The 14,740-nt window shown below is 47.5% G+C and carries 14 protein-coding genes; 11 read left to right on the top strand and 3 right to left on the bottom strand.

Going from position 1 to position 14,740, the window contains the following annotated elements; genetic code table 11:
* Positions 1-10: 10 nt before the first annotated feature.
* The 8 genes from rsxG (at position 11) to BIZ37_RS16135 (ending at position 7,824) form a co-directional block, all read left to right on the top strand.
* A complete protein-coding gene (gene rsxG / locus BIZ37_RS16100) occupies positions 11-643 on the top strand; it encodes an electron transport complex subunit RsxG (RefSeq protein ID WP_187462335.1) in 633 nt (210 codons plus the stop codon).
* On the top strand, positions 643-1,341 hold the full coding sequence (locus BIZ37_RS16105; protein ID WP_187462336.1) for an electron transport complex subunit E: 699 nt from the start codon (positions 643-645) through the stop codon (positions 1,339-1,341). The genes rsxG and BIZ37_RS16105 overlap by 1 nt, the downstream gene beginning before the upstream one ends.
* A gap of 127 nt (positions 1,342-1,468) precedes the next feature.
* The gene (nth, locus tag BIZ37_RS16110) at positions 1,469-2,104 is read left to right on the top strand and encodes an endonuclease III (protein ID WP_107298643.1); all 636 of its coding nucleotides are present in this window, start codon (positions 1,469-1,471) and stop codon (positions 2,102-2,104) included.
* Between the two features lie 455 nt (positions 2,105-2,559).
* Positions 2,560-3,402, top strand: coding sequence for an ABC transporter permease (locus BIZ37_RS16115; RefSeq protein WP_187462337.1), 843 nt, complete (start codon positions 2,560-2,562; stop codon positions 3,400-3,402).
* Position 3,403: 1 nt separating this feature from the next.
* The gene (locus BIZ37_RS16120) at positions 3,404-4,360 is read left to right on the top strand and encodes an ABC transporter ATP-binding protein (protein WP_187462338.1); all 957 of its coding nucleotides are present in this window, start codon (positions 3,404-3,406) and stop codon (positions 4,358-4,360) included.
* A gap of 23 nt (positions 4,361-4,383) precedes the next feature.
* Positions 4,384-5,508 carry an extracellular solute-binding protein gene (locus BIZ37_RS16125; protein ID WP_187462339.1) on the top strand — a complete coding sequence of 375 codons (1,125 nt, stop codon included), beginning with the start codon at positions 4,384-4,386 and terminating at the stop codon, positions 5,506-5,508.
* Positions 5,509-5,528: 20 nt separating this feature from the next.
* Positions 5,529-6,389 carry an ABC transporter permease gene (locus BIZ37_RS16130; protein ID WP_187462340.1) on the top strand — a complete coding sequence of 287 codons (861 nt, stop codon included), beginning with the start codon at positions 5,529-5,531 and terminating at the stop codon, positions 6,387-6,389.
* A gap of 43 nt (positions 6,390-6,432) precedes the next feature.
* The gene (locus BIZ37_RS16135) at positions 6,433-7,824 is read left to right on the top strand and encodes a CehA/McbA family metallohydrolase (RefSeq protein WP_187462341.1); all 1,392 of its coding nucleotides are present in this window, start codon (positions 6,433-6,435) and stop codon (positions 7,822-7,824) included.
* A 56-nt stretch (positions 7,825-7,880) separates the two neighbouring features.
* Here the strand turns inward: BIZ37_RS16135 and BIZ37_RS16140 are convergent, their stop codons facing one another.
* The 3 genes from BIZ37_RS16140 to BIZ37_RS16150 all read right to left on the bottom strand — a co-directional run bounded on the left by BIZ37_RS16140 (position 7,881) and on the right by BIZ37_RS16150 (position 9,607).
* The gene (locus tag BIZ37_RS16140; RefSeq protein WP_255526780.1) at positions 7,881-8,219 is read right to left on the bottom strand and encodes a hypothetical protein; all 339 of its coding nucleotides are present in this window, start codon (positions 8,217-8,219) and stop codon (positions 7,881-7,883) included.
* A 138-nt stretch (positions 8,220-8,357) separates the two neighbouring features.
* A complete protein-coding gene (locus BIZ37_RS16145) occupies positions 8,358-8,681 on the bottom strand; it encodes a hypothetical protein (RefSeq protein ID WP_187462342.1) in 324 nt (107 codons plus the stop codon).
* 77 nt (positions 8,682-8,758) lie between these two features.
* Positions 8,759-9,607 carry an OmpA family protein gene (locus BIZ37_RS16150; protein WP_187462346.1) on the bottom strand — a complete coding sequence of 283 codons (849 nt, stop codon included), beginning with the start codon at positions 9,605-9,607 and terminating at the stop codon, positions 8,759-8,761.
* A 243-nt stretch (positions 9,608-9,850) separates the two neighbouring features.
* Here BIZ37_RS16150 and rnt point away from each other — a divergent pair, with 243 nt between their 5' ends.
* The 3 genes from rnt (at position 9,851) to BIZ37_RS16165 (ending at position 14,602) form a co-directional block, all read left to right on the top strand.
* Positions 9,851-10,519: a ribonuclease T gene (gene rnt, locus BIZ37_RS16155; RefSeq protein WP_187462347.1), complete on the top strand. Its 669-nt coding sequence runs from the start codon at positions 9,851-9,853 to the stop codon at positions 10,517-10,519.
* A gap of 410 nt (positions 10,520-10,929) precedes the next feature.
* Complete coding sequence (locus BIZ37_RS16160) at positions 10,930-12,153, top strand: outer membrane protein transport protein (RefSeq protein ID WP_187462343.1); 1,224 nt, start codon at positions 10,930-10,932, stop codon at positions 12,151-12,153.
* A 40-nt stretch (positions 12,154-12,193) separates the two neighbouring features.
* Positions 12,194-14,602, top strand: a complete 2,409-nt coding sequence (locus tag BIZ37_RS16165; protein ID WP_187462344.1) for a VolA/Pla-1 family phospholipase — start codon at positions 12,194-12,196, stop codon at positions 14,600-14,602.
* The last annotated feature ends 138 nt before the right edge of the window (positions 14,603-14,740 follow it).

A 14,740-nucleotide genomic window follows, 5' to 3' on the forward strand; every position in this document is an offset into this window, starting at 1 on the left:
GGAAGCAACCATGATCAATGCAATGAAAAAAAATGGTGGCATCCTGGCTATTTTTGCCATTCTGGCCACCAGCTTAGTTTCGGTCACCAACCTGCTCACAGCAGGGCGAATTGAGCAACAGCAGCAGCAAGAACTGCTCAAGGTACTTAACCAAGTTATCCCGGCAGAAAGCCATGATAATGAGCTATATAAAAGTTGTACCTTGATTACCAGCGAACAGTATTTGGGTACCGACAGCCCAATGCCAGCCTACATTGCCGAGAAAGACGGCAACAAAGTTGGGATGGCTATCGAAGCTATTGCTCCGGATGGCTATAGTGGTGCTATCAAGCTTATTGTCGGCCTCGATCTGGAAGGCACGGTAACAGGCGTTCGTATCCTGAACCATAGCGAAACGCCAGGTCTTGGTGACAAAATCGAAACACGTATCAGTGATTGGATTTACAGCTTTACCGGCAAACGTGTTGACGGCGATAAAGACTCACGCTGGGCGGTACGCAAGGACGGCGGTGATTTCGACCAGTTTACCGGTGCCACGATAACCCCGCGCGCCGTTGTGGGCGCCGTGAAGAAAGTATCGCTATATTACCAGACAAACCAACAGCGACTATTCGAACAGCCACTGAACTGTCAGGGTGAGTAATGATGATGAATAAAGAACTGATGAAAAATGGCTTGTGGAACAACAACCCGGCAATCGTCCAATTGCTGGGGTTATGTCCGCTACTTGCTGTTTCTGCGACAGTCACCAATGCCCTTGGCCTAGGATTGGCTACCACAGCCGTTTTGGTTGGCTCAAACCTGATCGTTTCACTGGTCAGGCAATGGGTCCCATCAGAAATCCGAATCCCGGTATTTGTGATGATCATTGCCTCGCTGGTGACGTGTGTCCAGTTGCTGATGAATGCCTTCACCTATGGCTTGTATCAATCATTGGGTATCTTCATCCCGTTGATCGTGACCAACTGTATCATCATCGGTCGTGCGGAAGCCTTTGCCTCTAAAAACGATCCTGTCCCTGCCCTACTGGACGGATTATGGATGGGAATGGGTATGACTGCAGCCCTCGTCGTGCTTGGCGCTATGCGAGAAATTCTGGGCAACGGTACGCTGTTTGACGGCGCTGACCGTCTGCTTGGTGACTGGGCCGCGTCACTGCGTATTGAAGTGTTCAGTTTCGACAGCAGCTTCCTGCTAGCCATCCTGCCACCGGGTGCCTTTATCGGTGTTGGCTTTATGATTGCCCTGAAAAATGCTATTGATAGTAAACGTGAACAGAAAGCCGCCAAGTCGCAGGACAAACCTGCCATTGAACGGGCTCGAGTCACGACTACCAATTAAGACAATGAATGAAACTGCTGGTGAGGGATCGCCAGCAGGACAGAAAACTATAATTACATATACTCATTCAACGCCAAACGCCCCTTTCATGCTTGGTGTTGCTGAGTAGACAACGCCGGAAGTTAGTATGAATAATCAAAAACGCGTCCAGATCTTGGAACGTTTGCGTGCGGAGAACCCTCACCCCGAAACTGAGCTAAACTGGAGCACGCCCTTCGAGCTATTAATTGCAGTCCTGCTCTCAGCTCAAGCCACCGATGTCAGTGTCAACAAGGCCACTGATAAGCTCTACCCTGTTGCCAATACACCACAAACTATGTTCGACCTCGGTGTGGATGGCGTCAAGGAGTACATCAAGACCATCGGCCTGTTTAATTCGAAAGCCGAGAACGTCATTAAAACCTGTAAGATCCTGATTGAGAAACACGGTGGCGAAGTCCCTGAAAGCCGCGAGGCACTAGAAGCCTTGCCGGGGGTTGGACGCAAGACTGCCAACGTCGTTCTCAACACCGCCTTTGGCTGGCCGACCATTGCCGTCGATACCCATATCTTCCGGGTCTCAAACCGCACCAAGTTTGCTATGGGCAAAAACGTCGATCAGGTTGAAGAGAAACTGCTCAAGGTTGTTCCCAAAGAGTTCAAGGTCGATGTCCACCACTGGTTGATCCTACACGGACGCTATACCTGTGTAGCGCGCAAGCCACGCTGTGGCAGCTGTATTATTGAAGACCTGTGCGAATATAAAGAGAAGACCGAAGTTTAAATTCTCGCTCAGAATATCAAAACAATGCCAGCTTTCATGCTGGCATTTTTAATTTAAAACTCCCCATAATCTACCCATCATCATATTAAACTGATATTTAATTGGCGCTTTTCAATATTGCAGAGAAATTGCAAAAGCACAAAGTCAATGAGATAAACGTGAACATTTAATTAATTACTAAAATAATCATTAAATGAAAATGACCATTCACTTAAATTTAATATTTCAAAAAACATTAGATTAATTTCAACCACGACATTTCACGCGCTCTCGAGATAAATCAAACAACCAGAAAAGACAAATAAAAACAACAATTTAAATCCAAAAACTCAATTCTGCAGTAATAATCAGATCTGAACCTGTCATTTAACCAGAACATTAAGTTAATTTTGGTGTAGCAAAAAATAAATATTTCACCGTCATTATTGCCGAACTTTTTTATTTGGTCTGGCACGATGAAATTTTATAGAGCAACACTTTACTTCGTAAGGAACACCAACTGGTTGGAGTTACTCCTGCTTATTTCCTTTGTTGTATTCTTTATTAGTCCGCTGACTAATATGGTTATGGAAGCCTTTCGGTTTAATGCATTCGAACGAAATTACGTTCCAGAGCAAATGTCCCTGCGTTGGTTCCAGTTTATTATCGAGCGCGATGGCGTGACGAGTGCCTTTTATAACTCGTACATGATCGCCATTGTTTCAACAGCACTGTCATTGCTCGTCTGTATACCAGCAGCCTATGCGTTAGCCCGCCTGTCTTTCCCGTTCAAGCACTTCTTCCTGTTCTCGTTCCTGCTATCGAACGCGTTCCCAAAAATGGGTTTGTACATCAGCATCGGTGTTGTTTTCTATAAATTCGACCTCATCGGCACGCTTACCGGTGTAATGATTATCCACATCATCAACTCATTAACCATCATGACTTGGATAACCAGTGCCGCATTCAAAAATATCCAGCGGGCACAGGAAGAAGCGGCCCGGGATGTCGGTGCCAGCCGGTTGCAAACCTTCTGGTGGGTCACCTTACCGCTGGCATCGCCGGGGATTGCAGTTGCCACGATATTTACCTTCCTGGAGTCGTTGGAAGAATCAACCGGTACGCTCCTTGTAGGTATGCCTAACTACAAAACACTACCCACAGCAATGTACGGCATTATCTTCGACACACCAATGCCTGCAGCAGCGGCATTTGCCATGGTGTATATCGTGCCAATTATCCTGCTATTAACCGCCGTGTATTTCATTGCCAAGCGCAGTGTTCTTTTCAAATCAATGTTCGAAAGTAAAGGGATGTAAGATGCCTGCTCATAAACTGAAAGTTCATGAATTAAAGAAAGTTTTCTCAAGTGGCGATGGCGTCAAAGGTGTCAACTTCCATGTTGGCGACGGTGAACTCGTCTCTTTACTTGGCCCGTCGGGCTGCGGCAAAACGACGGTTCTGCGTGCCATTGGCGGTTTCAACGATATCGATTCGGGAGAGGTCATTATCGATGGCCATGACATTTCGGGGCTAACCCCAGACGAGCGGCCAACCTCCATGGTCTTCCAGGGCTATAACCTCTGGCCACATATGACGGTATTCGAAAACTTGGCACTTGGACTCAAGATCCGCAAAGTCAACAAGCTGGAAATCGAGGCCCAAGTCCGAGAGATGCTTGCCATCCTCAAGATGGACGACCATATCAACAAATACCCGGATCAGCTGTCAGGTGGACAGCAGCAACGTGTCGCCATTGCCCGCTCACTGCTGCTCAAACCCAAGGTCTTGTTGATGGACGAGCCATTCTCGGCACTCGATGCCAAGATCCGCCGTTACATGCGTGAAGAGCTACGCAAAATCCAGCACCAGCTCGGTATCACTATCTTGTTCGTGACCCACGATCAAGAGGAAGCACTCAGCCTATCTGACCGGATCATCGTGATGAACAAAGGCAACATCGAGCAGGTCGGCACCCCTGATGAAATCTACCACCAGCCGAAAACCCGTTTCGTTGCAGAGTTTATCGGTGAAATGAACTTCATCGAAAAAGGTACCGAAACCATTGCCTTCAGGCCCGAACACATTTCAGTTACCGAGGAAAACTATGACTTTACCGGTGTGGTGCAGTCAAAAATGTCATTCGGCTTGTTTTCAAAGCTGATCCTCGACACCCAATACGGCGAAATTCGTGTGGCCATGACCTCCAACGAATATCCGAACCTTCAAACCAATGAAACCGTTGGTCTGAAAATTCATAACTCAATGTCAATTTAATCGATACCTAAGGGAATATTCCGATGAAATCTACCGTCTCTCGCTTGGCAGTCGCTATCAGCCTGCTAGCTTCTGGCGCTTCTTTTGCGAGCAATGTTGAAACCATCAACCTCTACTCTGGCGGCTCTGACAATGTTAAGTCGACTTGGGACAAAGTGATCCAAGATTTCGAAAAAAGCCACCCGAATATCAAGGTAAACCTAGAGTTCTTGCCTTCAGGTACCGGCGGAATGGTGGGGGCTGACCGTCTGATTGCATCCCACAAAGCGGGTCGTAACTCGGGTATCGACATCCTAGAAGTGAACCAGTCGGAGCTAAACAACATCCTGTCCCAAGCCGGAACGGAAGCACTGGTCAAAATGGACGAAGCGTCTATCCCCAATCTGAAAAACGTGATTGCCGATAACGCTGGCTCTAAGGGCTATTCCGTCCCTTACCGTGGCACAACCGTCGTGCTTGCCTACAACCAAGAAGATGTCAAAAATGTCCCGACAACATCGGCAGAACTGTACGAATGGATAAAAGAAAACCCGCAACGCTTCGGCTACTGTGAGCCAGGTACTGGCGGCGCTTGTGATTCATTCCTTGTTAGTTCGGTATACAACCAGTTACCAACAGAAGCGATGACCTCCAGTGACGAGAAATGGTCAAAGCAGTGGTCACAGGGCTTCGAGTTGCTGGAAGAGCTGCACCCGTTCATGTACCAAACAGCCAACCGTATCCACTACCCGTTCAAAAACCAAGGCGCGCTCGACCTACTGGCCATCGGTGAGATTGACATGACACCTATGTGGGCAGATATGGTACTGGACCAGAAGTCACGTGGTTTGATCCCTGACACTATTGCCATCACCCAGCTTGAACCCGCTTTCACCGGAAGCCTAGTTTCTATCGCTATCCCGCAAGACTCTACCAAGCAAGGGGCTGCCAAGCAGTTTGTTGACTACGTGGTGTCTGCACAGGCGCAAAACCTGTTTGTGAAAGAGCAAAAAGCCATTCCGGTTATTGCTAACTCCGAGCTAGATGAGGACGTCGTTAACTCACTGAGCGGGTTAGAAGTCAGTGAATACCGCACTTACTCGCTGGGCAACCTTGAAAACCAACTTAAACGCCAGTGGGCAAACAAAATTGCTGTTCTAAGCAAGTAATAACAATCGGGATATGTGACATGAATAAGCTAATGAAGAAAATTGACAAACAAGCAGTACTGGGAATAAGTCTAATGATGCCAGCAATGGCCATTTTGTTATGCTTTGTCGCCTATCCCGTATTTTCCTCTTTTGTCACCAGCCTCTCGGACGGAGCTGGCGGCTACAGTTTTGATACCTACATCAGCCTGTTGACTGACAGCAATGTGCAGACCAATATCCGTTATACCGTCTCGATTGTATTGTGGACTGTCGCACTAACTATCCTGTTCGCCCTGATTTTATCTGTCTACCTGCGTTTCTCCTCTTCCAAGAATGCATTTTGGATTGGCAAGATCATCTTATTACCCAAATTTGTCCCGGGGGTCATTGCCGTCTTTGCTTTCATGTCAGTCATCCGCAACGGCGGCGGCCTGACACGTATCAGCTACCAAATCACCGGTGAACGGTTCCTGCCGCAATTGCTCCATACCGATACTGGGATCATTATCATGAACCTATGGTTCAACATTCCTTTTGCCACCTTATTGCTCATGAGCGCGTTGTACAAAATCAGCAACAACCAAATTGATTCGGGCCGCGACATCGGCCTTAAGAACCTGGATATCTTATTTAAGATTGTAATCCCGCATATCAAAAATACTATCTACCTGGCAGCTACATTCGTCTTCATCAGCACCATGGGTGCATTCACTACCCCATTCCTGATGGGTGAAAATGCGGTAAAAATGCTGGGGGTTAACCTGTTCCAGGAATTCTCGGTCTATCAGGACTACTCAAGGGCAGCCGCACTCTCGGTCATTATCTTTGCTATCTCATCTGTCGTAGGTGCCCTATATATCCGCATCATGTTCAACGATAAGAAAAGCACGTTCAGTTAATCACCCTTGTTGCCAATAATCTTGAAGACTGATGGACCACCCTATGAATACCGTGACAACACCGGCCCTACCTCTCACCGTTGACGTTCGATTCAGTGACCCTGAAACGATCAGGAATAACCTCGGGCCATTTGCCCCAAAATCGATGGCCTACCGCTTTTATGCCAAAGCCGGCCACCCATTGAATATCGAGTTGATTGATGTACCGTTTGAGCATGTTCTAGTCAGCCTGTATAGCCCATCGGGCCAGTTTGCCTGTGCAATCACCTTCAAATCTAAATTGGCGCATTTTCACTTGCCGGAACTGGATGAGACAGGGGAATGGGAAATGGTATTTTCCCATTTCCACCCGCTCAGCGGGTTTGGCAGGGTGTCACTTGATCAAGCAGGTATCCATGCTGACAGTTTCAATATGGCATTTGATTTCAGCAGTTCCCCCAGCGCAGTGAAGAGCAGCGCGCCCAAATGGCACAAAGGGGATTTTCATATGCACACCTATGTGTCTGATGGCAACGAATCACTGGAGCATCTAGATGAACTATGTCGCCAGGGTGGCCTTGATTTCTATACAATCACCGATCATAACCTTGTAGTTCGATCTTTACGTGATGACCAGCAGCCGACCTACTCCACCGAGCTCACGCTGGATGATAACGGCCATATCAATTTCATCGGCCTAACAGAACCACTGGATATCCACTCAATTACCAAAGGTGCCAGCACCGTCCATGAAAGTGTTGAGCTGTGTATCAAGGCGGCAAAACAACAAGGGGCACTGATCTCACTCAACCATCCGTTCAACCCCCATACTGGCGCAAGATACAACTTTGATTTATCTCTGTTCGACACGATGGAAGTCTGCCGCCCCTATCGTGAAGGCAAAATAAGTATTGATGATGCCAGGAGCGTCAAAGCCTTCGATATGCTTTGGAACAACGGTTACCGTATTTTTGCTGTTGGCGGCAGTGACTTTCACGCCAAGGCAAGATCAGAATATATCCGTCCCGGCAAACCCGTCACCCATTTTTGGGCAAACTCCAAGAGTCCCTCTTCGGTAAAACAAGCACTCAAACACGGAAACAGTTTTATCACCAAAGAGTGTGAGGTTGAGTTCCAGCTAACGGAGATGCACTCAGGTAAGCCTCTTATGTGGGGGGAAGGTGTTAAAGCCAATACCACGATACAGTTTAATGGTGCCTGCCCGACAAACCTGTGCTGGCAGCTTGTGCTCAACGGGAAGGTTGTCGACAAGGTTGAGAACCAAGAAGCAGGGTTTACCCTAGAACTCTCTGAAGGTGACGTTGCCCGCGTTGAGGCTCGCAATAGCGAAGGAAACCTGAAGGTATTCTTCAACCCGATTTACAGCGGCCAACGTAAGCAGATGCCTCTTGATTGGCTATCACTGAAGCATCAAATAGAGTCTACCTACAGATAAAACAAATGCCCGCTAAAGCGGGCATATTTCAGCTTAAAACTAACTGTCATGGAGCTTTATTCAACTTTGCCGAAGTATTCGGTGACTGTTGCTACATAGCTCTCATTGTCACTGGTTGGGTCGTTATACTCGATGGAGTAATAAGGCATGATGCTTTCTTTTAGTTTTTCAGCAATCTGCATTTCCAAGTTATCTGCACTCACTGTACTAACCACCTCATAAGTTTCAGCACGGTTGAGATCCATTTCTTTAGCCTGATCTAAAGTTATTCGCTGGGATTTCACCTCAGCGGCAAGCTCTTCGGAAATTTTGTCTGCGGTACTATCCACGACAACATCATTGCTGGCGAACGCTGCGCTAGCTCCAAACAACATAATCCATAGGATATTTTTCATAGCCACCACCTTGCTTAGTTATTATTCCCAATAAATTTAGTCTGTTGTAAGCAAAGCCTTCGCTTCAAAAATAAGACTCACCGGTCGGTAAAAGACATAAAAAAAGGTGGCTTAGCCACCTTTTTCCAGCAAATTCAGCTACTCAACTTTATCGTAATAGCCTGTCACTATCGCTTGGTAATTGTTGTCATAACTGCGCGGCACCACATAGGCGACAGAGTAATATTTGATGTTTTTCTCTTTGAGCTTACTATCGACCAACTGATCTAATTTCGATTTTCCCGATACAGTGTAAACAGTAAAAGACTCAGCCCGGTTCAAGCCCATTGACTCAGCTTTCCCCGTACTAACCTCATAAGGCACACCATCGACTTTGGCCACGGGATCGCAATCTTTAGCAAAACAGTCCTGAACAAACAAAGGAGAAGCCGCGAAAAGCGTAACATACAACAACGATTTCATATTGGACAACCTATGTTCGACTACACCCTATAAAGTTAGCCAAGTAATCCGTATTCGCGAACCTAACTTCACGTTGTCTAGATAATCGTGCGCCCCAGTGAAATGACCACCCGGCGGTTCTTATTACGGCCAATTGGTGTGCTGTTGTCCGCCACAGGCCGACGCTCACCATAGGCTTCAACCTGTATCCGGTCTTCCGGTAACCCCATCGCCATGAAATATTCCTCAAGGCGCTCTGCCCGGCGCTCAGACAATGCCTGATTAGCTGTTTTACCACCTTGGCCATCGGTATAGGTCGCGACCAGAACCAAGTCGACATCGTCACTGTAGCGAACAAAATCAGCAATTTGGGCCAAACGCTGCTGAGAGGATTTATTTAGCTGATCACTGCCTTGATCGTAATGAAGAACCGTAAAGGCAATATCTTCAAAACTGTATGGCAATAAGTTATTCAGACACTGACTGAACTGATCATAAGCTGGTTGGAATGAAACCGCTGACAGAGAAACATCGATACGTTTGTTTTGCTGCTGCCAGTCTTGGTAACTGAAAGTTGGATAACGTCCGGTTTCTAATTCAGACAGCATCACCCAAGCCGTTTGTCCACCGACATAGCCGTCGAATTGCTTGAAGAACGTTAAGTTAGTGATGCGCTGCGCCGCATCGCCCGGCATCCAGCGTGGAGGCATCGAGACCAAATTGACATTACGGGTCTCGCCCATCGGACGGCGCATCTTCAGCTCGAAATCGAGGTTAATCTTCTTGCTGGCCTTGGAGGTAAACTGGGCTTCACCGTAGTTGGGGATAGTATGAAGCATCCGGCACTCAAGCGGTGTATCAACAGCTACCTTCCACACCGACTGCGACGGTTGGGCAACATAAACAGGTGTTGCACTCGCAGCACTGGCCATCCCCAGACCGAGCATTGATGCTAGTGCGCAAATATGAAAATTCGAGATTGCCATGGTTCCACCCGTTGCTGCAGTCCTGCCCTTCACACTGCCTGCCAGTGCGTGAGAAATGTGGGGCTCGATATTGTATCGGAAATCGCCAGAAAAACTTTAATTACTCCTTTCTGTTGCACGATTTTACTACAGAACAGGGAAAGGTTTAGCTCATCGATCGAATCTGACATAATGGCCGACTATTTTACATTGATTTGCCGTTTTATGAGCCAAGATAACGAACTAAATACATTGAAAAGTCGCTTTCGCGGCTACTTCCCTGTCGTCATTGACGTAGAAACTGCCGGCTTCAACTCCAAGACAGATGCATTACTGGAAATCTGCGCAGTGACACTACAAATGGATGAAGAAGGCTGGCTGAAACCGGCAACGACACTGCATTTTCATGTCGCCCCGTTCGAGGGTGCGGTAATCCACAAAGAAGCACTAGAGTTCAACGGCATCCGTGACCCGTTTAGTCCACTGCGTGGAGCGGTATCTGAAGAGACCGCACTGAAGGAAATCTACAAGCAAATCCGCAAAGAGCAAAAAGCGGCAGGTTGCTCCCGTGCCATCATGGTGGCCCATAACGCCAACTTCGACCACAGTTTTGTTATGGCAGCTTCCGAGCGAGCAAAACTAAAACGCAACCCCTTCCACCCATTTGCTACCTTCGACACTGCAGCGTTGAGTGGCTTGGCATTCGGCCAAACCGTATTAGCCAAAGCGTGTGCCACTGCCGGGATCGAATTTGACAACAAAGAAGCCCATTCTGCGCTATACGACACTGAAAGAACGGCTGAACTATTTTGTGAGATTGTTAACAAATGGAAAAAGTTAGGTGGTTGGCCATTGCTAGAAAATCAAACAGAAGCTAGCACCGACACCGAATAATTCAAACAAAGATAACTCATCAGACCTCCGACCAAGCCTTTTAAATACGGGCTTGGTCACACTTCCATTCAAACACCCGACTTAATTTAATTGATTGTTTTAAACGCAGTCTAATTAAACATTGCTCAATTAGGCATTTTATTCAAAAACAATACGTTACACTAGGTTAACAATTCTAAATTCCGCTCGTATACTGCGCTGACTGTTTCATATTGTTTCAAGTGGTATCACCGCATTAACGATAATCCATGGCAATCTATCGTTAATGCGTCTCCTTCGTGTGAACAAATGCTGTTCCCCTGTCAACAAGGGCCCCTTCCGAAACCCCATGGTTCAGTAACACCTTTTTGCGTTTTTCATTCATGGATCGAAGAACAAGAAGTAACCAACTCTAAAAGGCACGCATAATAATGGCTAAGAAAATTACTCTAACGGCTCTCGCCGTATCCGCAGCGCTACTCAGTATCAATGCCCATTCCGCCGGTTTCCAAGTCAACGAGCATTCTGCCTCCGGCCTTGGGCGCGCATTCTCTGGGGAAGTGGCTGTTGCAGACAACGCATCTGTACTCGCTCGTAACCCGGCGGCGATGATGATGTTCGACCGTATGCAATTCTCTGGCGCAATTTCATACATTGACCCACAAATTGATGTGACAGCACAAGGTAGCGGTGAAAAAGCCACCGATGTAGCACCAACCGCTATCGTTCCAGCGGGGTACTTCATCCAGCCAATCAACGACAAGTTTGCCTGGGGCTTGGCGATGTTCACCAACTATGGCTTTGCAACCGAATACCCAACAGACTTCCTATACGGTGCTGATGCTGGCACAACAGATCTCCTGACCCTGAACCTAAACCCGAATATCGCTTACCGGGTCAACGATCAGTTCAGCATTGGCGCTGGCATCAACATGGTTTATGCCGATGCAGAACTACTTCGCCACTTCGGAGGCCTGCAACCTTCGAACCCAAGTGCAGATCTACTGAAACTTGAAGGCGACACCATTGACTGGGGTTGGAACATCGGCCTGATGTACGAACTGAACGAAAACAACCGTTTTGGCCTAAGCTACCGCTCGGAAGTAGAACTGAAATTCGATGGTGACTTCACCGACTACACGGGTGCATTCCTAAAAGACGGTAATGCAGGTGATACCGTACCGGGTAAGTTGAACGTGATCACCCCGGCTATCGCAGAATTTGGTGGCTTTCATCAACTAAACAACCAATGGGCAGTTCACTACGGTGTTCAGTGGATCCAGTGGAGCAAGTTTGAAGAACTACGTGCCACCAGTGATCAGTGCGTAGACAATACTTGCTTACTCAAAGAAGAAGACTTCGACGATAATTTCCGCTATTCAATCGGTGCTACCTATAACCTCAACCCTGACTGGACCCTTCGTGCTGGCTTTGCGTTCGATGAACAAGCTGGAAAATCTACATTAAGCATCCCAGATACCGACCGTTACTGGTACTCAGCTGGCTTTACCTACAACTACAGCAGCCAAATGACGTTCGACTTTGGCTTTACCTACCTCTATGGCAAGAGCAATAGCTTCGAAGAGAGCGGCGAAACATTCCACGCCGAAAATGACGCATACCTAACCTCTGCGCAGATTAACTACATCTTCTAATCCGGTAGGTAAAACAAATTTCAGTTAAGGGAACACCATCATGAATAAAAGCATTTTAGCACTGAGTATTGCAGCATCTTTAGTACTGGCGGGCTGTGGCAATGACACAAAAGTCGAAAACAAAGTCAGCTATGAAGATCATATCGCCAAGAGCCTTCAGGCCGGCACTAAGATCAAGTTCGATGTACTGACCGCCCCTATCTTGCCGACTTTCTTGGCAATGGACAGCACAGACGGGACACTGTCTACAGAAGGAAGTGTTGGTGATGAAAACTACAAGACAGATTTGTCAGATCCGCTAACAGCCTTGGGGAAAACAGATGGCTGGAGTGTATCTCAGCCGATACTAATGCCATTTGATGGCGATTTAAACCTGATGAGTGCACAAGGTGCCTTTCACCTGATTGAGACCACAAGCCCTCTTTCTGGCGACCTAAAGGTCAAAGGGATCTTACAAAATGGGGTTGATTACACCGTTGTCACTCTAGATGGCAACCTAACCGTTATCCCCAAAAATCCACTGAATCCAAAGTCTGAATACATGTTCGCGGTAACCGACACCTTGGTTGATGACCAAGGCGAGCCTGTAGGCATGTCTGAATCCTATGCGGCATTGAAAACGACCGTTAAGCCACCAAGCAGTGACCTTATCGATGCACAAAAAGTCACCCATGCCATTGAAGCCACAATCGCGGCAGCAAAAGGCATCGACTCTAAGTCAATCATCTACTCAAGTTGGTTTACAACCGCATCAGTTGGTGATGTGCTTGATACGACAAAAGCCATCATTGCCCAGACCATTGGTACAGTGCAGGCAGGCGGTAAAGCTGAAGATGTCCTAAAGGGTGAAGCCAACCCGAACAATGTCGATTTATCTAGCCTATATCAAATGAATATCAGTGAAGTCACTGATATTGCAACCTTTTTTAATAGCAACCCAACATTAAAAGCGCTTGTTGGTAATGACCAAAGCACTATTGATGGTTTAATCAATGGCTACATGGGCAACGGTATAAAGATATATACAGGTACCGTTAGCCTGCCAAACTTCCTTAACAGCAATACTGAAGACGAAGCATGGAAGAAAACCCCTTGGAAGAGTGCTGTACCTAGCCTTGCCAAAATCAGTAATGTTATGACCAACGGCTCTGATGCTGACAAAGCTGCGGTACAGGCATCTTTGAGCGGTATCGATATTGCCAAACTACTTGCCGGTGACAGCGCTGAGTTCGTCAAACTGATTGGCCTGAAAGTCACGCTGGCTGATGGCTCGCAACTTGATGAAGAACGCCTGGTGACTCAGTACAGTCCACTACCGCAAATCCAATCTGTTGATCAAGTGCCGGTACTGATGATCGTTCCACCCGCAGCGGTGGCTCCAACACCGGGAGCTGTGGTATACCAGCACGGTATTACATCTGTTAAAGAAACAGCCTACCTGTTTGGTGCCCAACACATTGGTTTTGCAATGGAAAATGGTTTAGCTCCGAAAGCTATTGTTGCGATAGACCACCCTCTACACGGTGAACGGGCACTTGACGATGGCACAGTGACAACCGGCGACACCGCTGACGTTTACATGAACCTCGAATACCTAAATGTTGCCCGTGATAATATTCGTCAGAGCATCATCGATGATCTCGGCGTTCGTACCTCGTTATCCGTAATGGCATTGAGTGGCTTACCAACCTTCCCAAGCTTAAACGTCATGGATGTCGGCTTCTTCGGCCATTCACTGGGGGCAATTACGGGTATTGGTACTTACCGTTTGGCAAACGACAGCATGGGGATTCCTGCCGCTGACGCAATGTTTAATTTCACCTCAGGGGCATTTGCCAACCCAGGCGGTGGCATTCCTTCCTTACTACTGGAATCAGCAACTTTCGGCCCGACCATCAAGCACTCACTGCTTATTGGTGCCGATGAAGCGGCATATGTTGCGGCATGTGGCACAGCGGCTGATGGTGGCGCATGCTTCACTGCCTTCTACAACAGCCTAGATGATACCACCAAGGGCAAAATTGATAGCACATTTACCTCGTTCGCTTACGCTGCCCAGACCGTATTGGATACCGTCGATCCATACAACCTAGCAAGCGGTGTAAACGGCCCGGTATATGTGATGCAGGCTGAGGGGGACAGTGTCGTTCCAAATGATACGGGCCTATTTGGCATTGGCGGTACTGAACCTCTGGTTAAGCAACTCGAACTGGCACCATTAACAGATAGTGTTACCGGTGAAGTTAAACATATCGCTCGCTTCAATGCTGATATATCAAAAGCCCAACATAGCACAGTGATTGGCCCACAACTGGTTGACGGTGAAGGGAACCCTATTTTGCCTTCGGAAGCTCAAGCCGCCACTAATGAAGCCCAGCGACAAGTTGCTACCTTCTCAGCGAATGCCGGTCAAGGGATTGTTGTGGGTGATAATACTCTGATTCAATAACTTCAGCAGACAAGCACCAAACAAAAAGGCTAGCCTCCCGGCTTAATGCCATTCGGATAAGCGTCATCGTTTATACCTGAACGGATACTTGGGTGGCACATAGAGGACTGAACGTGGAAACGTTCGGTCCTTTCTTTT

This window comes from Photobacterium sp. BZF1 (genome assembly GCF_014349205.1).
Taxonomy (GTDB): domain Bacteria; phylum Pseudomonadota; class Gammaproteobacteria; order Enterobacterales; family Vibrionaceae; genus Photobacterium.